This window comes from Streptomyces sp. SKN60 (genome assembly GCF_026236535.1).
Classification (GTDB): domain Bacteria; phylum Actinomycetota; class Actinomycetes; order Streptomycetales; family Streptomycetaceae; genus Streptomyces.
The window spans coordinates 322,468-340,506 of sequence record NZ_JAHTMW010000003.1; the positions used below are offsets into that span (position 1 = coordinate 322,468).

The 18,039-nt window shown below is 73.6% G+C and carries 18 protein-coding genes; 9 read left to right on the forward strand and 9 right to left on the reverse strand.

Translation table 11 applies throughout. The features are described 5' to 3' along the window. The first annotated feature begins 231 nt into the window (after nucleotides 1-231). The gene (locus KV205_RS07375) at nucleotides 232-1,764 is read left to right on the forward strand and encodes a M1 family metallopeptidase (RefSeq protein WP_265863157.1); all 1,533 of its coding nucleotides are present in this window, start codon (nucleotides 232-234) and stop codon (nucleotides 1,762-1,764) included. 76 nt (nucleotides 1,765-1,840) lie between these two features. On the opposite strand, the gene KV205_RS07380 is transcribed toward KV205_RS07375, so the two are convergent. Continuing rightward, complete coding sequence (locus KV205_RS07380) at nucleotides 1,841-2,392, reverse strand: GNAT family N-acetyltransferase (RefSeq protein WP_265863307.1); 552 nt, start codon at nucleotides 2,390-2,392, stop codon at nucleotides 1,841-1,843. A 47-nt stretch (nucleotides 2,393-2,439) separates the two neighbouring features. Here KV205_RS07380 and KV205_RS07385 point away from each other — a divergent pair, with 47 nt between their 5' ends. Further along, nucleotides 2,440-3,042, forward strand: a complete 603-nt coding sequence (locus KV205_RS07385) for a TetR/AcrR family transcriptional regulator (RefSeq protein WP_265863159.1) — start codon at nucleotides 2,440-2,442, stop codon at nucleotides 3,040-3,042. A 354-nt stretch (nucleotides 3,043-3,396) separates the two neighbouring features. Next, complete coding sequence (locus KV205_RS07390; protein WP_265863161.1) at nucleotides 3,397-4,002, forward strand: hypothetical protein; 606 nt, start codon at nucleotides 3,397-3,399, stop codon at nucleotides 4,000-4,002. On the opposite strand, the gene KV205_RS07395 is transcribed toward KV205_RS07390, so the two are convergent. Both KV205_RS07395 and KV205_RS07400 read right to left on the reverse strand, forming a co-directional pair. Then, nucleotides 3,997-4,980 carry an oxygenase MpaB family protein gene (locus tag KV205_RS07395; protein WP_374214639.1) on the reverse strand — a complete coding sequence of 328 codons (984 nt, stop codon included), beginning with the start codon at nucleotides 4,978-4,980 and terminating at the stop codon, nucleotides 3,997-3,999. The two genes, KV205_RS07390 and KV205_RS07395, sit on opposite strands and share 6 nt — an antisense overlap. A gap of 144 nt (nucleotides 4,981-5,124) precedes the next feature. Then, on the reverse strand, nucleotides 5,125-5,613 hold the full coding sequence (locus tag KV205_RS07400; protein WP_265863163.1) for a hypothetical protein: 489 nt from the start codon (nucleotides 5,611-5,613) through the stop codon (nucleotides 5,125-5,127). 197 nt (nucleotides 5,614-5,810) lie between these two features. Here KV205_RS07400 and sph point away from each other — a divergent pair, with 197 nt between their 5' ends. Continuing rightward, a complete protein-coding gene (gene sph, locus KV205_RS07405; RefSeq protein ID WP_265863309.1) occupies nucleotides 5,811-6,797 on the forward strand; it encodes a sphingomyelin phosphodiesterase in 987 nt (328 codons plus the stop codon). A 98-nt stretch (nucleotides 6,798-6,895) separates the two neighbouring features. Here the strand turns inward: sph and KV205_RS07410 are convergent, their stop codons facing one another. The 4 genes from KV205_RS07410 to KV205_RS07425 all read right to left on the reverse strand — a co-directional run bounded on the left by KV205_RS07410 (nucleotide 6,896) and on the right by KV205_RS07425 (nucleotide 9,166). Continuing rightward, nucleotides 6,896-7,378, reverse strand: coding sequence for a hypothetical protein (locus tag KV205_RS07410; RefSeq protein ID WP_265863165.1), 483 nt, complete (start codon nucleotides 7,376-7,378; stop codon nucleotides 6,896-6,898). A gap of 84 nt (nucleotides 7,379-7,462) precedes the next feature. Then, nucleotides 7,463-7,945 (reverse strand): Appr-1-p processing protein, encoded by a 483-nt coding sequence (locus KV205_RS07415; RefSeq protein WP_265863167.1) that lies wholly within the window; start codon nucleotides 7,943-7,945, stop codon nucleotides 7,463-7,465. Nucleotides 7,946-8,101: 156 nt separating this feature from the next. Then, a complete protein-coding gene (locus tag KV205_RS07420; protein WP_265863168.1) occupies nucleotides 8,102-8,788 on the reverse strand; it encodes an alpha/beta fold hydrolase in 687 nt (228 codons plus the stop codon). 36 nt (nucleotides 8,789-8,824) lie between these two features. Next, nucleotides 8,825-9,166, reverse strand: a complete 342-nt coding sequence (locus tag KV205_RS07425) for a DUF6223 family protein (RefSeq protein ID WP_265863170.1) — start codon at nucleotides 9,164-9,166, stop codon at nucleotides 8,825-8,827. Nucleotides 9,167-9,360: 194 nt separating this feature from the next. Here KV205_RS07425 and KV205_RS07430 point away from each other — a divergent pair, with 194 nt between their 5' ends. From KV205_RS07430 to KV205_RS07450, 5 genes are all read left to right on the forward strand, one after another. Next, entirely contained in the window at nucleotides 9,361-10,557 is a 1,197-nt protein-coding gene (locus KV205_RS07430; protein ID WP_265863172.1) for a sensor histidine kinase, read from the forward strand. Beyond that, nucleotides 10,554-11,234, forward strand: a complete 681-nt coding sequence (locus KV205_RS07435; RefSeq protein ID WP_265863311.1) for a response regulator transcription factor — start codon at nucleotides 10,554-10,556, stop codon at nucleotides 11,232-11,234. Before KV205_RS07430 ends, KV205_RS07435 begins: the two co-directional genes overlap by 4 nt. Nucleotides 11,235-11,490: 256 nt before the next feature. Further along, entirely contained in the window at nucleotides 11,491-12,582 is a 1,092-nt protein-coding gene (locus KV205_RS07440) for a DNA gyrase subunit B (RefSeq protein WP_265863174.1), read from the forward strand. A 36-nt stretch (nucleotides 12,583-12,618) separates the two neighbouring features. After that, nucleotides 12,619-13,776 (forward strand): PP2C family protein-serine/threonine phosphatase, encoded by a 1,158-nt coding sequence (locus tag KV205_RS07445; RefSeq protein WP_265863176.1) that lies wholly within the window; start codon nucleotides 12,619-12,621, stop codon nucleotides 13,774-13,776. A 48-nt stretch (nucleotides 13,777-13,824) separates the two neighbouring features. After that, nucleotides 13,825-14,595: a MerR family transcriptional regulator gene (locus KV205_RS07450; protein ID WP_265863178.1), complete on the forward strand. Its 771-nt coding sequence runs from the start codon at nucleotides 13,825-13,827 to the stop codon at nucleotides 14,593-14,595. Here the strand turns inward: KV205_RS07450 and KV205_RS07455 are convergent. After that, nucleotides 14,579-16,756, reverse strand: a complete 2,178-nt coding sequence (locus tag KV205_RS07455; RefSeq protein ID WP_265863181.1) for a 3-hydroxyacyl-CoA dehydrogenase NAD-binding domain-containing protein — start codon at nucleotides 16,754-16,756, stop codon at nucleotides 14,579-14,581. The two genes, KV205_RS07450 and KV205_RS07455, sit on opposite strands and share 17 nt — an antisense overlap. Before the next feature lie 48 nt (nucleotides 16,757-16,804). Beyond that, a complete protein-coding gene (locus KV205_RS07460; protein WP_265863183.1) occupies nucleotides 16,805-18,019 on the reverse strand; it encodes an acetyl-CoA C-acetyltransferase in 1,215 nt (404 codons plus the stop codon). Nucleotides 18,020-18,039 lie beyond the last annotated feature (20 nt).

The following is an 18,039-nucleotide window of genomic DNA, read 5'->3' on the forward strand; positions in this document are numbered from 1 at the left end:
ATGGGGCGGAACGTACCGCTGTCGACTGCCGCGCAAAAGAGGGCCGTCACGGACAAGCGGTGCGGATGCGACGGCCGGAACGGGAGGTTCGTGTCGGCCGAATGGCGTTCATGTGACAGGGGGTGCTCTGGACGTGACGGGCCGTCGGGGCCCTGAATAGTGTCGCTAAGGACCGACGACCACCTGTGCGTCTTACCTCTCTCTGACGACCGGACCACTAGGGGAGCACCTGTGCACCGCAGAATCATCGTTCCGAGCGCCCTCGCGGCCTCGCTGCTGCTGGCGATCCCGGCATCGGCGGCCGACTTCGTTCCTGGCGCGCCGGGCATCGGCGACTCCTACTACCCCGCCAGCGGCAACGGCGGCTATGACGTCTCCCACTACGACCTGCGGCTGAAGTACCAGCCCGCGACCGACCTCCTGGAGGGCACGGCGACCCTCGTCGCCACGACGAAGCAGAACCTGTCCCGCTTCAACCTCGACCTCGGTCTGAAGGTGAGCGAGGTACGGGTGAACGGGCGCCCGGCGGCCTTCACCACCTCCGGCGAGCACGAGCTGGAGGTCACCCCGGCCACCCCGCTCGCGAAGGGCAAGTCCCTCTCGGTCGTGGTGCGTTACGCGGGCAAGCCGTCCGAGCTGAAGATCGGCGGCTGGACGGCCTGGCACCGCACCCCGGACGGCGGCGTGGCCGCGCAGGAGCCGGATTCGGCCGTCTGGTGGTTCCCGTCCAACGACCACCCGTTGGACAAGGCGACCTTCGACGTGTCGGTGCTCGTCCCGGACGGCACCCAGGCGATCAGCAACGGCGTGCTGCAGTCGCAGTCCACCAAGCTGGGCTGGACCCGCTTCAACTGGCGCTCCAACAAGCCGCAGGCCCCCTATCTGGCGACGCTGGCGGTCGGGAAGTTCGACATCACGACCGACACGACGGCGAACGGCCTGCCGGTCCTCAACGCCTACAGCAAGGACCTCGGCGACAACGACGGCGCGGCGCGCGCCTCGATCGAGCGCACGGCCGAGGTCGCGGAGTGGCTGGAGTCGGTCTACGGCCCGTACCCCTTCAACTCCCTCGGCGGCTACGTCCCGAACGTGACCAGCGGCTACGCCCTGGAGACCCAGACCCGGCCGTTCTACAGCCCGCGGCAGTTCGCGAACGGCGCGAACGTCTCGGTGGTCGTGCACGAGCTGGCCCACCAGTGGTACGGCGACAGCGTGTCGGTCGCCGACTGGAAGGACATCTGGATCAACGAGGGCTTCGCCCGCTACAGCCAGTGGCTGTGGTCGGAGAAGGAGGGCGAGGGGACGGCGCGGGAACTCGCGGACTACGTGTACCGGTCGCGGGCGGCGGACGACCCGTTCTGGACGGTGAAGCCGGGCGACCCGGGCGCGGAGAACCAGTTCGACGTCGCCGTCTACGACCGGGGCGCGCTGGCGCTCCAGGCGCTGCGCGACGAGGTCGGCGACGAGGACTTCTTCGCGATCCTCAAGGGCTGGCCGCAGGAGCACGCGTACGGCAACGCGCACGTGGCCGACTTCGTGCGGTACGCCGAGCGGGTCTCGGGCAAGCCGCTCTCCGGCCTCTTCGACACCTGGCTCTTCCAGCCGGTGAAGCCGGCGGGGACGGCGGCCGCGGCGGCGGGTGTGGCCGGCCTGGCGGCCGCGCCGCGCACGCCGGTGGCTCCGAAGTCGTGGAAGAAGATCGCGGCGACGAACACGATCCACGAACACGACGAGCACGAGCACGGCGAGCGCGGCGGGCGCTGACCCGCACCGCACGGCACGGTCCGGCGCCCTCGTCCCACGGTCGGGTGGGACGGGGGCGCTCCCGCGCATGCGGGGCTCAGGCGCGGCGGGCCTGCCACTCGTGGGCGAGGAGGCCCCAGAGCTGCTTGTCGTGGCGGGCGCCGCCGTACGGCCAGGCCTCGCGGCGGGTGCCTTCGAGGGTCATGCCGAGCCGTTCGGCGACGGCGGAGCTGCGGGCGTTGTCGGCCCGGCAGTGCCACTCGGCGCGGTGCATCCCGCGCTCGTCGAAGGCCCAGTCGAGCAGCCGGGCGCAGGCCTCGGTGACCAGTCCGTGCCCCTCCCCGGCCGGCTCCAGCCAGCAGCCCAGCTCGCAGCCGCCGGAGGCGGCGTCGAAGGCGACGAACATGACGCCGCCGACGAGGGTGCCGTCGAGCCAGAGGCCGTAGAGGCGTCCGCCGTCGGCCGCGCGGCGCTCGCCGTACCGGACCAGGGTGTCGCGGGCGCCCGCGACGTCGTCGGTGACGAAGGCCGGGCCGACCCACGGCCGGATGTGCTCGCGGGCCCGGTCCAGGTGGGCGGCGAACTCCTCGGCGTGCCAGGTCTCCAGTGGGCGGAGCTCGGCGTTGTCCCGCAGCGGGAGGGTGAACATCGTGACCCCATTCACACAACAAGCGTTATGACTATTACCGTAGCAGCATGGCACGCACCAAGGGAGATCACGAGGCCCGCCGCCGCGAGGTCTCCGAGGCCGTCTGGCGGGTCCTCGCCGCGCAGGGCTTCGACGGGCTGACGCTGCGCGCGGTCGCCGCCGAACTGGGCGCCACGACGGGGCTGCTCACCCACTACTTCCCGGCCAAGCGCGACCTGGTCCGGCACGCCCTCGACCTCCTCGACGAGCGCACCGCCGCCCGGCCGCGCCGCGCCGGGGGCGAGGGCCTGGCCGCCGTGCGCGCCGCGCTCCTCGACGTCCTGCCGCTCGACCCCGAGGCCACGGCGAGCAACCGGATCTGGGTCTCCTCCTGGGACACCGCCCTCGCCGACCCCACCCTGAGCAGCGACCACGCCGCCCGCTACGCCCGCGGCCGGGCCCGCCTCGCGGAGCTGATCGCGGCGGCCCAGTCGCGCGGCGAGCTCCCGGCGGGCGACCCGGACCGGCTGGCCCTCGGCGCCCAGTCCTTCGCCCTCGGCCTGGTCGTCCAGGCCCTGCTCGCCCCGGCGGAGTTCCCGCCCGAGCGACAGGCCGTCCTCCTCGACGACTACCTCGCCGCCCTGGCCGCCGGTCCGCCGCTGTCCTCGTAATCGCGTAGGGTCCCGGCATGCGGCACGGGCGCCCGGAGCGAGGGGCACAACACAGGGGCATCGAGGGGGAGTTCGCGGGCCCCGGAGCCGATGCCGGGATCGCTCGCCGGATCGACTCCCGGATCGACGCCGTCGACCGGGCCGCCCTGGAACACGCGTACGGCGCCGCTCGTCGCGGCGCCGCCAACCCGCCCGCGCACCCACACGACGTCCAGCTCGCCTCGCCGCGCCGATGGTGTCCGACGGCCCGTTCGCGGGACTGCCGCACCCGGACGTCGAGGCCCGGCGCCCCGCGCGCGAGTTGCCGTCCGCCACGAAGACCGTACAAGCACCAGGCACAAGGGAAGATGACGCATGACACCGATCACCGGGCTCGACCTCACCGGATTCAGCGCGCTGGAGCCGGGAGTGTGGACCGACGGGCAGGGGCTGCTGCTCTCCGTCCACTTCTTCGACCTCGTGCCCGACCTGCCCGCCTCGCTCGGCGAGCCGGACCGGCTGCGGTACGGTCTGGCCCGGTCGGCCGCCGGGGCGGGCGCCGGGCTGATCGAGGCCGAGCTCGGCGAGGTGGACTCGCTGCCCGCCGTACGCCAGCTGGTCAAGGTGCCGCAGACGCAGGGGCACGGGCAGGCGTTCGTCGGCTCCTGGACCATCCCGCGGGCCCGGTGCAGCGTGGTGGTGAAGGTGCAGGCGGGCGAGGGGCGGACGACCGGGCTGCGTGAGGCCCTGATACTCAACGAGGTGGGCCCGATGCGCTACTTCACCGCCCACCCCTACGGCGCCGACATCACCGGCGGCCTGCCGTCCCACGCGGCGGACGACGAGCGCTGGGACGCCCGCTTCCCCGACCACCCGCTGACCCGGGTACGGGCCGTGCTGCGCCGGATCACCCCGAGCCTGGCCCTCCACGAGAGCTTCAAGGGCCTGCCGCCCTTCGCCGCTCCCGCCGCCCTGTCATAGCGCGCGACGGCGCGCCTCCGCCCTGGCCTCCGCCCTGGCCTTCCGGGCGAGCGGGAGGTAGCGGAGCCGTTCCGGCAGGACCGGGACGACCGCGCGGACGATCCGGCCGAGGCGGCGCAGTCGGCGCTCCTGGGCGGGGGTCCAGTCCAGGCCGATGGCGGCGCGGGCCTCGGGCGGCATCAGGCCGACGGTCAGGAAGGCGCGGGCGCGCAGGAAGGGCCGGCGGAGCAGCGGCCAGAGGGCGCGCAGGGCGAGGCGGACCGGGAGCGGGCCGCGGTCGGGGGCCGGGACGGGGAGGTCGGTGGCGAGCAGTTCGCGGACGACGACGGTGGCCTCCAGCTCCTCGTCGAGGATCCGGCGGTAGTACGGCCAGAAGTCCTCGATGGTCTGCGGCATGTCCCGGTCGTGGATGCCGAGGATCCGTCCGACCTGGAGCCACTCGGCGTAGAGCCGGCGTTCCTGTTCCTCGGTGAGCGGGCGGAAGAGATAGCCGAGGCCGTGGCGGTAGACCGGGTAGCCGGTGGCGTGCACCCAGGCGTAGTAGGCGGGGTCGAGGGCGTGGTAGCGGCGGCCGTGGACGTCGGTGCCGCCGATCGTCTTGTGGAGCGCCCGCAGCCTGCGGCCCTCCTCGGCGGCGTGCTCGCCGCCGTAGATCCACAGCTGGAGCGAGCGCAGGGAGCGCTCGCCGCGGCCCCAGGGGTCGGTGCGGAAGACGGAGTGGGCGTCGACGCCGGCGCCGACGGCGGGGTGCGCGACCTGCATGGTGAGCGCGGCGGGCAGCATCATCAGCGCCCGGACGTCACCGGCGAGGGTCCACAGGGCGCCGCCGACGGGCGGCGGGACGGGTTCGGCACGGCGGGCGGGGTCACGGCGCGGGGCGGTGGCGGTCGCCGTGCGCGCGTGCTCGGCGTCCCTGCCTTCGAAGGACTCGCCTTCGACGCCCTTGCCGTGGTCGTGGCCGTGGCCGTGGTCCGTCAACGCGCTCTCCTCTCGTTCTTCCAGGCTGCCCGGGTCACCCGGGGGCGGGCAAACGCGCTCCGGGGGCGGATACGACGCGGGGCCGCGGCCCGGGCCTGCTGAGCGGCCCGGGGCGCGGCCCCGTACGGGTGTGCGTGCGGTGCGTCAGGCTCGGTCGGCGCCGACCGGCTCGCCGACGATGCGGCCGGCCAGGGCGTGGGCCCAGGCGTCGACGTCGGCGGAGAGCTCGCGCTCGGCGGCGTCGCGCTCGGCGGCGATCTTCTCGTGGCCGGCGGCGAGGATGGCCTCGCGCTCGCGGATGCCCTCGGCGCGGGCGGCGGCGATGGCGGCCGAGCCCTCCTCGGTGGCCTGGGAGCGGATGCGGGCGGCGTCGTGGCGGGCCTCGGCCAGCTCGGCCTCGTACTGCTCGCGGATCGCGGTGGCCTCGGCGCGCAGGTCGTCGGCGCGGTCGGTGCCGCCCTCGATGGCGTCCTCGCGCTCCTCGAGGGTGCGCTTGATCTTCGGGAGGATCCCCTTGGCCAGGATCAGGAAGGTGAGGCCGAAGAGGACGGCACCGAGGATGAGCTCCGCCCACACCGGGTTCAGGGGGCCCAGGTCGGTGGGAAAGATCTTCGAGTTCTGCGCGAGGGTCATGAGCGCATCTTACCTGGTCGCGAAACTCGCAATTCGGACACTTGCCTAAGAGTTGGCGCGATTGTGCGAGCGGCGAAAGATTCGTGGCATCCGACGGCTACCGGAAGGTAACCACGGCTGATTGTATGTGCCGCGCCCGAGCCCAACCCCCCACTCTCCGTTGGGAGTTTCACGTGCAGTTCTCCGCTCTCCGCCGCATGTCCGGCGCGGCCCTCTCGATCGCTGTGGCCGCCGCCACCCTGACCGGGACCGCGACCGCCGCCTCGGCCGCCACCGCCGCGGACACCGGGACGGCCACCGCGACGCCGAGCCTGAAGGTGCTCACGTACAACGTCTTCCTGATGTCCAAGACGCTCTACCCGAACTGGGGCCAGGACCACCGGGCCGCCACCATCCCCACGACGTCCTTCTTCCACGGCAACGACGTCGTCGTCCTCCAGGAGGCCTTCGACAACTCCTCCTCCGACGCCCTGAAGACGAAGGCGGCGGCGGAGTACCCCTACCAGACCCCGGTCGTGGGCCGCTCGAAGTCGGGCTGGGACGCCACCGGCGGCGCCTACTCCACCACCACGCCGGAGGACGGCGGCGTGACGCTGCTCAGCAAGTGGCCGATCGTGCGCAAGGAGCAGTACGTGTATAAGGACGCCTGCGGCGCCGACTGGTACTCGAACAAGGGCTTCGTCTACGCGGTGCTCGATGTCAACGGCACCAAGGTGCACGTGGTCGGCACCCACGCCCAGTCCACCGACCCGGGCTGCTCGGCGGGCGAGGCGGCGCAGATGCGCAGCCGCCAGTTCAAGAACATCGACGCCTTCCTCGACGCCAAGAACATCCCGGCGAACGAGCAGGTCATCGTCACGGGCGACATGAACGTGGACTCCCGCACGCCCGAGTACGGCACCATGCTCGCCGACGCGGACCTGGTCGGCGCGGACGCCCGCACCGGTCACCCGTACTCCTTCGACACGGCGCTGAACTCGATCGCCCACGACCGCTACCCGACCGACCCGCGCGAGGACCTCGACCACGTCCTCTTCCGGGCCGGCCACGCCCGCCCGGCGGGCTGGACGAACAACGTGGTCCCGGAGACGACCGCGCCCTGGACGGTCTCCAGCTGGGGCACGCAGTACACGTACACCAACCTGTCCGACCACTACCCGGTGACGGCCTACGTGGCGGGCTGACCGCCCCCGCCCCGGCCGGCGGCGCCGCGGGACCCGGCGAGGGTTTCGCGGCGCCGCCGCGCGTCCGGGGCGGTGCGGTCTGGCGGTGCGGCGCGTGCCTAGTAGGCGCCGCCGAAGACGCTGTACGCCCAGAGGGCGACGACACCCCCGACGCACAGCAGCACCACCCACGAGCCGATGCCCGTGTGACGCCCCGCGCGCGGCCCCCGCGGCGCCTTCGCCTTCGTCTTCCCCTTCGTCGCGCGGGCGGCTCTGGGCGGCCGGGCGGCGCCGGCCGTGGAAGGCGCGGCGTCCGCCGCGGTCTCCGCGAGCAGCCGGCGGCAGACCGCGGCCAGCTCGGCGGTGCCGGACGCCAGGTCCACGACCACCTCCAGGCGTGCGGGCGCGGTCGTCCCACCGTCCAGGATCCGCCCGGCGCGCATCAGCGCCTGGTCCTTGCCCCCGGTCGGCGCCAGGCTTATCCACCGGCGCACATGATCGCCGCGGATCACCACGCCGCCGCCGCGCTCGCGGTAGACGGTGTGCTCCTTCCACAGGACCTCGGCCAACTCGGTGGCCTTCTCCCTGAGTTGCGCCTGCATACCCCTCCCCCTGTGTCATGCCCCTGATTCGAACAGGCGCATGACTCTAGCGTCCGCCGTGCCACGCCCCTCGCCAGGGGCGTGCTACGCCCCCGTGTCGTACACGGTGACCGGTGTCCCGCGCGCCACCAGGCGCTCCGTTATCAGCGGCTCGATCCGCTCCCAGCGCCCGCCGGCCAGGCCGCAGCCGATCCGGGGCATGTGCACGGAGGCCCCCAGCTCCGCCGCTTTCGCGGCGAGCAGCGCGAGCGCGGCGTCGATCGCCTCGTACCGCACCGGGACCCCGCTGCTCCGCCCCGTCCGTATCCCCCGCTGGCCCACCAGGTTGGCCACCCACACATACGGCTCGACCCGGACGAACTGCGCGGCGCCGAGCCCGAAGTCGTTCCGCGCGCGCTCGCGGTGCCAGCGGCGGTAGGCCGCCTCCGGCTCCGGCCAGCGCCGCGACACGGCGAGCACGAAGCCCTTTCCCCAGCCGCCCAGGTCGTTGCAGACGTGCGCCACGATCTTGACGCCCTTGCCGCGCGGCGCGGTGGCGTCCCCCCGTACGTACTCGATCGCGTTCATGAAACAACCGTACGGGCCGGGTCTGACAACCGGCCGGGGACGCCTGTGCGACGGCGAGGAACCGGCGTACGGCGTCGGCGAAGCCGGTGGGGTCGGTGGCGTGGACGGTGTGGCCGGCGGGCAGTTCGACGAGCCGCGTGCCGGGGCGGCGCTCGGTCATGGCCCGGGCGTGCTCCGCGCCGAGGACACCGCTCCGGGTGCCGCGTACGAGCAGGGCGGGGCAGGCGCCGGCCAGCCAGTCGTCCCAGTGCACGCCGTTGAGCGCGCGCTGCGAGACGACCATGTCCTCCGGCCGGAAGGCGAGGCCGTGTCGTGTGGACCAGGGTCGGGGTGTTCGCGGATCGCGTCCGTCAGATGGGGCGCGGACCCGCCGAGACCCGCGACGAGGGCGGCGCGGGTCGGGGCCCGGCGCGGCCAGTCGAGGCAGAAGGACAGGTCGCCGTCGACCTCGGCCCCGACGTCCTCCACCACCAGCGCCCGCACCCGCCCGGGGTGCCGGGCCGCGAACTGGTACGCGTTGACCCCGCCGAGCGAGTGCCCGAGCAGGTCCACGGTCCCGAGCCCGAGGTGGTCGAGCAGCGCGCCGACGTCCGCGACGTACCCCTCCCGGGAGTACTCCTCCGCCCGGTCGGAGTCGCCGTGCCCCCGCTGGTCGAGTGCGATCACCCGGTGCCCCGGCCCCAGCGCCCGCGCGAGCCCGGCGAAGGTGCGCCCCTCGCCGAAGTGCCCGTGCAGGGCGAGCAGGATCCGCCCGGGTCCCCCGTGGTCGAGGTAGGAGAGCCGCCGCCCGTCGGTCTCCAGGGCTCCCCGCGCGGGCCCGTCCGGCCGGCCGTTCGTCGTCATGGGCGCAAGGCTGCCACGGGGCACGGGATCACCCGGTCACCGGACCTGAGGCCCGCGCCGCGACCGCCGTACGACCGCCGCGGCCAGGCCGGTGGCCAGCGCGCCCACCAGCAGCGCCACGTAGGCGCCGCCGAGGCCGTTGCCGGTGCCGACGCCGCCGTCGGCGGTGGTCGCGACGAGGGCGCCGAGGGCCGTCGCGAACAGTCCGGCGGCCAGGGCGGGCCCGCCCCCGAAGCGGGCGAGGCGGCCGGTGGGGCGGGTCAGGGCCCGCCAGGCGGTGACGGCGGCGGCCAGGCCGATCAGGGCGGCGGCGCTGGCGCCGATCCGGCCGGCGCTGAGGGTGTAGACGCTGGCGGCGAGCGTGGTCAGGTCGGACATCGTGGGCTCCTCATCTCTCCTGTCGCGGTGTGTCCCGAGCCTGTCCCGCGCGCCCCTGTCCGGTCGTCCGGCCGGCGTGGACTCTTTCCCTGCCGCGCCCGCGGCAGCGCACCCGCCGCCTACCGCGTCCGTGGTAGCCGGCCCGGTCCGTGCGGAGGATCCGGGGGCGCGGGGCGGCCGGTTAGGGTGCGCGCATGAAGGCAGGTTCGGCGGGTGCGGCAAGGCTGTGGGCCCGGTTCGGGGACCCGGTGATCGCGGTCGGCGTGGCGGCGGCACTGGTGGTCACCGGGGTGTCGGAGCGGCCCGCGCAGGGGACGACGTGGGTCGGCCTGCTCGGATACGGGCTGCTGGCAGCCGGCGGTCTCGCGCTGCTCGCGCGCCGCCGGGCCCCCGTCGCGGTGCTCGTGATGACCGGGCTGTGCGCGGTGGGGTATCAGGCGGCGGGCTTCGACGTGCCGGTGGTCGGCTATCTCTGCGCGGTGTACGCGGCGGTTCGGGCGGGCCGGCGCGCCGTCACGGCGGCCGTGAGCGTGGCCATGATCGCGGCGCTGCCGGTGGCGGCCCTGGTCTCGGGCCTGGACGACACGGGCGAGGCGTTCGCGCGGGCCCGCGGCGCGCTCGAACTCGCCTGGCTGATCGCGGCCGGCGCGGCGGGCGAGGCGCTGCGCCAGGCCGAGCGGCGCGCGGACGAGGCCGAACGCACCCGGGAGGAGACGGCGCGGCGCCGGGCCGACGAGGAGCGGCTGCGGATCGCCCGCGAGCTGCACGACTCGCTCACCCATCAGATCTCGGTGGTGAAGGTGCAGGCGGAGGTGGCCGTGCACGTGGCGCGGCGGCGCGGCGAGGAGGTGCCGCCGGCGCTGCTCGCGATCCAGGAGGCGGGGCGGGAGGCGAGCCGGGAGCTGCGGGCGACGCTGGAGGCGCTGCGGGACGACGACACCGCGCCGCCGCGCGGGCTCGACGCGGTGCCGGAGCTGGTAGAGCGGGCGCGGGCGTTCGGTCTGGACGCGACACTGACGGTGGAGGGCGGCGGGCAGGCGGAGGGGCGGCGGCCGGAGGTGCCGGCCGCGGTGGACCGTACCGTCTACCGGATCGTCCAGGAGTCCCTGACCAATGTCGCCCGGCACGCGGACGCCCGCACGGTGTCGGTGTGGGTCGCCTGCCGGCCGGACGCCGTGTCCGTACGGGTCGAGGACGACGGCAGGGCGCGGCCGGGCCGCGCACCGGCGCCCGGTCTGGGGCTGCTCGGCATGCGGGAGCGGGTGACGGCGCTCGGCGGGCGGCTGCGGGCCGAGCCCCGCGCCGAGGGCGGTTTCGCGGTGCGCGCCGAACTGCCGGTGGCGCCCGACCCGGCCGGCGAGCGTGCCGCGGGGCGGGGGCGGGGATGGTGATCCGGGTCCTGCTGGTGGACGACCAGCCGCTCATCCGCAGCGGGTTCCGCGCGCTCCTCGACCTGGAGGACGACATCGAGGTGGTCGCGGAGGCCGCCGACGGCGCGGAGGGCCTGGCCCTGGCCCGCGCGCACGTGCCGGACGTGGCCCTCGTCGACATCCGGATGCCGCTCGTGGACGGCATCGAGGCGACCCGCCGGATCGCCGCCGACCCGGCGCTCGCCGGGGTCCATGTCGTGATCCTCACCAACTACGGCATGGACGAGTACGTCCTCGACGCGCTGCGCGCCGGCGCCGCCGGCTTCCTGGTGAAGGACGTCCTGCCCGAGGACTTCCTGCACGCGGTCCGCGTCGCGGCCCGCGGCGACGCGCTGCTCGCGCCGTCCATCACCCGCAGACTGATCCACCGCTACCTCGCCCAGCCCCCTGCCACCGCCCGCCCGGGCCCCGGCCTCGACGAACTGACCGCCCGAGAGCGCGAGGCCGTGGCCCTGGTCGCCCGCGGCCTGTCCAACGACGAGATCGCCGAGCGCATGGTGATCACCCCGATGACGGCGAAGACCCACGTCAACCGCGCCATGACCAAACTCCGGGCCCGGGACCGGGCGCAACTGGTGGTCCTGGCGTACGAGTCGGGGCTGGTGCGGCCGGGCGGGGACGTCCCGGACCGGGGGTAGGCCGCGGCGGGGCCCCGGGGCCACAGCGAAATCAGTGCCGCGGGGGCCGCCCTGAACAGGCCCGTGCGCGCCTGCGCCGGTGCCCCGCACCGCCGTCACCCGTGCCCCGCACCCCTTCCGGTCCGCACGCTCACAGACGGCGCCCACCGGCCCGTACACGCCTCCGCGATTCCTCCGCCAACCAGCTCTGACCTGGCCTTTTCCGGGAATTCTCCTAGGCTGACGGGAACCGCGGAACACGCCCGAGGGGGGATTCGTGAGCGACAGCCCGAACATGTACAGCGCCGCGAACGTCAAGGTGCTCGAATGGCCGGAAGCGATTCGGCAGCGGCCCGGAATGTATGTCGGGTCGACGAGCCAACGGGGTCTGCACAATCTGCTGTACGGGGTGCTCGACCGGCCGGTGAACGAGGTCCTGGCGGGGCGCGCGACCCGCTTGGACGTCACCCTCATGGCCGACGGCCGGATCCGGGTCGAGGACGACGGGGCGGGGGACGGCGGCGGGCTCGGACTCGAAGGCATGATGACGCACGTCCGCGCCGGGGTGCGGCCACGGGACCGGCGCACCATGGACCTGAGTCACGTCGGCGCTCCGGTCGCCAACGCCCTGTCGAGCGAGTTGACCGCCGAGGTGCGGCGCGACGGTGTGCGCCGGGTGCAGCGGTACGAGCGGGGCATCGCGCTTGCGCCGGCCGTCACCACCGGGCCCGCCGGGCCCGCCACGGGGAGCGGGACCACGATCGTGTTCCGGCCGGACGCGGACGTCTTCGAGACGGTGGAGTGTTCGTTCGACGAGCTTCTGGAGCGCTTCAGGGAGCTGGCCTTCCTGAACCGGGAGCTCACGCTCACCCTGACCGACGAGCGGGCCGAGAGCGATGCCCCGCGGCAGGAGCATTGCCGGTTCCCGGGCGGGGCGCGGGACTTCGTCGCCTTCCTCGACTCGGGTGCCGACAACCCCGTACACCCCGACATCGTGCATTTCGAGCGGGAGGACTCGCGCCTGGCGGGGGCGGTGGAGGTGGCCCTGAGGTGGAGCGAGGGGCCGGGGGCGGGGATCCGGTCCTTCGACAACAGTGCGCCGACCTGTGAGGGCGGCGCGCATGTGGAGGGCTTCCGAGACGGGGTGGCGGCCGCGCTCGGCCTGCGGACGGCACCCGATAGCGGCCTGACGGCGGTCGTCTCGGTGAAGCTGGACGACCCGGTCTTCGAGGGGGTCACCCGGGAACGGCTCGGCAGCGACGGCGTACGTGGCACCGTGGCCGAGGCCGTACGACAACACCTCGCCGCCTGGCGCGCGGCGCATCCCGAACGGGCGGAGGCCGTGGTCCGCCGGCTCACCGGTCCGTAACAGGACAGGTACCCGGTCCTCGGGTATGCCTGTCCCATGGAGGCCCACCGGCGTGATCGGCGGCTCCGCCTGTCCCGGCGGGGCGGGCGGTGGCTGCTCTGCGTGCCGTTCGGGCTGATCGCGGCGGTCACCGTCGTGGACGTGCTGGCGCCGCCCGAGGTGCATCTGGGGCCGTTCCTGGTGGCGGCGCCGGCGTTGGCGGCGTCGTTCGCGGGGCCGCGGATGACGGCGCTGGTGGGGGCGGTCGCGGTCCTCGCACAGTCGGTGGTGGGGGTGGCGCGGACGAGTCTCACGGACCTGAACCACACGTACCAGATCATCGCGCTGGTGCTGATCTCGGTGATCGTGACCTTCTTCGCGCATCTGCGGGAGCGGGACGAGGGCCGGGTGACCCGGCTGCGGGCGGTCGCGCACGCCGCGCAGAGCGTCGTCCTGCGCCCGCTGCCGCACCGGGCGGGGCCGCTGCACATCGCGTCGGTGTATCTGGCGGCCGAGGAGGAGGCGCAGATGGGCGGGGACCTGTACGCGGCGGCGCGTACGGGGCGGGGGACGCGGCTGCTCATCGGGGACGCCCGGGGGAAGGGTCTCGACGCGATCAGCGAGGCCTCGCTGGTCCTGGGCGCGTTCCGGGTCACCGCGCGGCGCGAGCGGGAGCTGCCGGAGCTGATCGGGCAGCTGGAGGCGGGGATGGTGTCGGCGGACGACGACGACGGCGGCGGCGGCGCGGACCCGGAGGACGACGGCGCCGACGAGGCCTTCGTCACCGCGCTGGTCCTCGACATCCCCGACGCCGAACCGGTCGTACGGCTCGTCAACTGCGGGCATCCGCCGCCGCTGCTGCTGCGCGAGGGGCAGGTGATCCCCCTCGACGCCGCCGACGCCAGCCCGCCCCTCGGCCTGTCCGACGTCCTCTCCCCCGGCGCTCCCGGCGTCCCCGACGTCACGGTGGAGACCTTCCCGTTCGACGTCGGCGACGTGTTGCTGCTCTACACGGACGGCGTCGTCGAGGCCCGCGACCACACCCGGGCCTTCTACCCGCTCGCCGAGCGCCTGCCGGCCTGGGCCGGGGACGACCCGCCCACCCTGCTCGCCCGGCTGCGGGCCGACCTCCAGGCGTACGCGGGCGGGCACCTCGGCGACGACGCGGCGCTGGTCGCGGTCGAGCGACTCGCCCCGGGAGAGCCGTCCCTCTAGCCTCGGAACTCTTTTACAAGGCTGGTGAGACAGCAATACTGTTGAACCATGCAGCAGCAGGCGAGCGAGGAACGGGCCGACGAGCCCGGCTACACCGTCGACGAACTGGCCGCCCGGGCCGGCGTCACGGTGCGGACCGTGCGGTTCTACGGCACGCGCGGTCTGTTGCCGCCGCCCGTGATCGGGGCGCGGCGTGTCGGGCGGTACGGACCCGCGCACCTCTCCCGGCTCGCGCTGATCGAGGAGCTGCAGCGGCAGGGGATGACGCTCGCGGCGATCGAGCGGTATCTGGAGCAGCTGCCGCCGGATCTGAGCGCGCAGGATCTGGCGATCCACCGGGCGCTGGTGGCGTCCTGGGCGCCGGAGTCGGCCGAGGAGATCACCCGGCAGGAGCTGGAGCGGCGGGCCGGGCGGCCGCTCGCGGACCGGGACGTGGACCGGCTGGCCGCGATGGGCGTCCTTGACAAGGGCCCCGACCCGGACGTGTTCCGGCTGGACGGCGCGCTGCTGCGGCTCGGCGTGGAGCTGCTCGACGTGCCGATCGAGCACGAGACGATCCTGGCTTCGCGCACGGTGCTCCTGGAGCACGCGCGGAGCGCCGCGCAGGAGCTGGCGCGCCTGTTCCAGGAGCAGGTGTGGAATCCGTACCGGGAGAGCGGCGCGGACCCGGACCACCTGACGGCGATGAAGTCGCTGTCGGCGCACATGCAGCCGATGGTGGTCCAGGCCCTCGTGACGGCCTTCCAGCGGTCGCTCAGCGAGGAGCTGAGGACCGCCTTCAGGACGACCGGCACTCCACGTACTACCGCGCGTCCGTGAAGACCTCGCCGCGCTCGGCCTTCTCCACGAGGAGCGCCGGCGGGGTGAAGCGCTCGCCGTACGTCGCCGCCAGCTCGCGCGCCCGCTCGACGAAGCCGGCGACGCCGCCCTCGTAACCGTTGATGTACTGGAGCACGCCACCGGTCCACGCCGGGAAGCCGATGCCCAGGATGGAGCCGATGTTGGCGTCGGCGACCGAGGTCAGCACGCCCTCCTCGATGAGGCGAACCGTGTCCAGGGCCTCGGAGAAGAGCATCCGCTCCTGCATGTCGCGGAACGGGATCTCGACCTCGGGCTTGGTGAAGTGCTCGCGCAGGCCCGGCCAGAGCTTGCCGCGCTTGCCGTCCTCCGCGTAGTCGTAGAAGCCGGCGCCGCCGCTGCGCCCGGGGCGGCCGAACTCGTCGACCATGCGGTCGATGACGAGCTCGCCGGGGTGGAAGACCCAGGTGCCGCCGGCCTCCTCGACCGCCTTGCGCGTCTCGTTGCGGATCTTGCGCGGGAGGGTGAGGGTCAGCTCGTCCATGAGGGAGAGGACCTTCGCCGGGTAGCCGGCCTGGGCGGCGGCCTGCTCGACGGAGGCGGGCTCGGCGCCCTCGCCGACCATGGCGACGCCCTCGTTGATGAAGTGGCCGATCACCCGGGAGGTGAAGAAGCCGCGGGAGTCGTTGACGACGATCGGCGTCTTGTTGATCTGGCGGACCAGGTCGAAGGCGCGGGCCAGCGCCTCGTCGCCGGTGTGCTCGCCCTTGATGATCTCGACCAGCGGCATCTTGTCGACGGGCGAGAAGAAGTGCAGGCCGATGAAGTCGGCCTGCCGCTCCACGCCTTCGGCCAGGACGGTGATGGGGAGGGTGGAGGTGTTGGAGCAGAGCAGCGCGTCGGGCTCGACAACGTGCTGGATCTCCTGGAACACCTTGTGCTTGAGGGCGGTGTCCTCGAAGACCGCCTCGATGACCGCGTCACAGCCGGCCAGCGCCTGGGGATCGGCGGTGGGGGTGATGAGGGCGAGGAGGGCGTCCGCCTTGGCCTGGGTCGTACGGCCCTTGGCGACGGCCTTCGCGCACAGCTTCTCGGAGTACGCCTTGCCCTTGGCGGCCGCCTCGTCGGTGACGTCCTTGAGGACGACCTCGATGCCGGCGCGGGCGCAGGAGTAGGCGATGCCCGCGCCCATCATCCCGGCGCCGAGCACCGCGACCTTGCGCACCTGGCGCTTCTCGACGCCCTTGGGGCGGCTGGCGCCGGAGTTGACGGCCTGGAGGTCGAAGAAGAAGGCCTGGATCATGTTCTTCGCGGTCTGGCCGGTGACCAGCTCGGTGAAGTAGCGGGACTCGATGGTCAGCGCGGTCTCGAAGTCGACCTGGGAGCCCTCGACGGCCGCGGCCATGATGTTGCGCGGGGCCGGGTAGGGGGCGCCGTTCAGCTGCTTGCGCAGGTTGGCGGGGAAGGCCGGCAGGTTGGCGGCGAACCGCGGGTTGGACGGGGTCCCGCCGGGGATCTTGTAGCCGGGGACGTCCCACGGCTGCCGCGACTCGGGGTGGGCGTCGATGAAGGCGCGGGCCTGGGCCAGCATCTCCTCCGGTGTGGCGGCCAGCTCGTGCACGAGCCCGTTGTCGAGGGCGCGCTTCGGGTTGTACTGGGTGCCCTGGAGGAGCACCTTGAGGAGCGCGTCGGTGATGCCCATGAGGCGTACGGTGCGGGCGACGCCGCCACCGCCGGGCAGCAGGCCGAGGGTGACCTCGGGCAGGCCGATCTTGGAGCCGGGCGCGTCGAGCGCGATCCGGTGGTGGGAGGCGAGCGCGATCTCGTAACCGCCGCCCAGCGCCGCGCCGTTGATCGCCGCGACCACCGGCTTGCCCAGGGTCTCGATGCGGCGCAGGGAGTCCTTGATCTCGATGGCGGTGTCGAAGATCGCCCGGGCGTCCTCGGGGCCGGCCTTGATCATGTCCTTGAGGTCGCCGCCGGCGAAGAAGGTCTTCTTCGCGGAGGTGTAGATGATGCCGCGGATGGAGTCCTGCTCGGCCACCGCGCGGTCGGCGATCGCCTTGATGGAGGCCCGGAAGGCCTGGTTCATCGTGTTCGCGGACTGGTCGGGGTCGTCGAGGACGAGGGTGACGACGCCGGTCTCGTCCTGCTCCCAGCGGATGGTGGTGCTCTCGCTCATGACTGATGCTTCTCCGTTGGATCCGTAAGAGGGGTGCGGACCGGGTGGTCAGACGCGCTCGACGATGGTGGCGATGCCCATGCCGCCGCCGACGCACAGCGTGGCGAGGCCGTAGCGCTTGTCCTGGCGCTCCAGCTCGTCGACGAGGGTGCCGAGGATCATCGCGCCAGTGGCGCCGAGCGGGTGGCCGAGGGCGATGGCGCCGCCGTTGACGTTGATCTTGTCGAGGGAGACGCCCATGTCCTTGGCGAAGCGCAGGACGACGGCGGCGAAGGCCTCGTTGATCTCGATCAGGTCGATGTCGTCGATGGTGAGACCGGCCTTGGCCAGCGCCTTGCGGGTGGCCGGGGCGGGGCCGGTGAGCATGATGGTCGGCTCGGAGCCGGAGACGGCCGCCGCCACGATCCGGGCGCGCGGCGTCAGCCCGTACCGCTCGCCGACCTCCTTCGAGCCGATCGCGACGAGCGAGGCGCCGTCGACGATGCCGGAGGAGTTTCCGGCGTGGTGGACGTGGTCGATCTCCTCGATCCAGTGGTACTTCTGCAGCGCGACGGCGTCGAAGCCGCCGAGCTCGCCGATGTCCGCGAAGGACGGCTTGAGGCGGGCGAGGGAGTCGGCGGTGGTGCCGGGGCGCAGGTGCTCGTCGTGGTCCAGGACGGTGAGCCCGGCCCGGTCCCTGACGGGGACGATCGAGCGGTCGAAGCGCCCGGCCTTGACTGCCGCGGCGGCCCGCTCCTGGGACAGCGCGGCGTACTCGTCGACGTCGCGGCGCGAGAAGCCCTCGATGGTGGCGATGAGGTCGGCGCCGATGCCCTGCGGGACGAAGTTGGTGGCGATGTTGGTCATCGGGTCGGCGAACCAGGCGCCGCCGTCCGAGGCCATCGGGACCCGGGACATCGACTCGACGCCGCCGGCCAGCACCAGGTCCTCCCAGCCGGAGCGGACCTTCATCGCGGCCAGGTTGACCGCTTCGAGGCCGGAGGCGCAGAAGCGGTTCTCCTGGACGCCGGCGACGGTGTCCGGCAGGCCCGCGGCGATGGCGGCGATCCGGGCGATGACGGAACCCTGGTCGCCGACCGGGCCCACGACGCCCAGCACGATGTCGTCGATCGCCGCCGGGTCCAGGCCGGGCTGGCGGGCCTGGATCTCGTGGATGAGGCCGACGACGAGGTCGATCGGCTTGGTGCCGTGCAGGGCCCCGTTGGCCTTGCCGCGGCCGCGCGGGGTGCGGATCGCGTCGTAGACGTACGCTTCGGTGGTCACGGTGTTGCCTTTCGGGCGAG

What these genes read in the sequence shown, in the direction of transcription:
- KV205_RS07450 (WP_265863178.1), top strand. Translation starts at nt 13,825, where the DNA reads ATGCAGCAGCAGGCGAGCGAGGAACGGGCCGACGAGCCCGGCTACACC.
- KV205_RS07415 (WP_265863167.1), bottom strand. Translation starts at nt 7,945, where the DNA reads ATGAACGCGATCGAGTACGTACGGGGGGACGCCACCGCGCCGCGCGGC.
- KV205_RS07385 (WP_265863159.1), top strand. Translation starts at nt 2,440, where the DNA reads ATGGCACGCACCAAGGGAGATCACGAGGCCCGCCGCCGCGAGGTCTCC.
- KV205_RS07445 (WP_265863176.1), top strand. Translation starts at nt 12,619, where the DNA reads ATGGAGGCCCACCGGCGTGATCGGCGGCTCCGCCTGTCCCGGCGGGGC.
- KV205_RS07430 (WP_265863172.1), top strand. Translation starts at nt 9,361, where the DNA reads ATGAAGGCAGGTTCGGCGGGTGCGGCAAGGCTGTGGGCCCGGTTCGGG.
- KV205_RS07390 (WP_265863161.1), top strand. Translation starts at nt 3,397, where the DNA reads ATGACACCGATCACCGGGCTCGACCTCACCGGATTCAGCGCGCTGGAG.
- sph (WP_265863309.1), top strand. Translation starts at nt 5,811, where the DNA reads ATGTCCGGCGCGGCCCTCTCGATCGCTGTGGCCGCCGCCACCCTGACC.
- KV205_RS07400 (WP_265863163.1), bottom strand. Translation starts at nt 5,613, where the DNA reads ATGACCCTCGCGCAGAACTCGAAGATCTTTCCCACCGACCTGGGCCCC.
- KV205_RS07455 (WP_265863181.1), bottom strand. Translation starts at nt 16,756, where the DNA reads ATGAGCGAGAGCACCACCATCCGCTGGGAGCAGGACGAGACCGGCGTC.
- KV205_RS07425 (WP_265863170.1), bottom strand. Translation starts at nt 9,166, where the DNA reads ATGTCCGACCTGACCACGCTCGCCGCCAGCGTCTACACCCTCAGCGCC.
- KV205_RS07420 (WP_265863168.1), bottom strand. Translation starts at nt 8,788, where the DNA reads ATGACGACGAACGGCCGGCCGGACGGGCCCGCGCGGGGAGCCCTGGAG.
- KV205_RS07380 (WP_265863307.1), bottom strand. Translation starts at nt 2,392, where the DNA reads ATGTTCACCCTCCCGCTGCGGGACAACGCCGAGCTCCGCCCACTGGAG.
- KV205_RS07410 (WP_265863165.1), bottom strand. Translation starts at nt 7,378, where the DNA reads ATGCAGGCGCAACTCAGGGAGAAGGCCACCGAGTTGGCCGAGGTCCTG.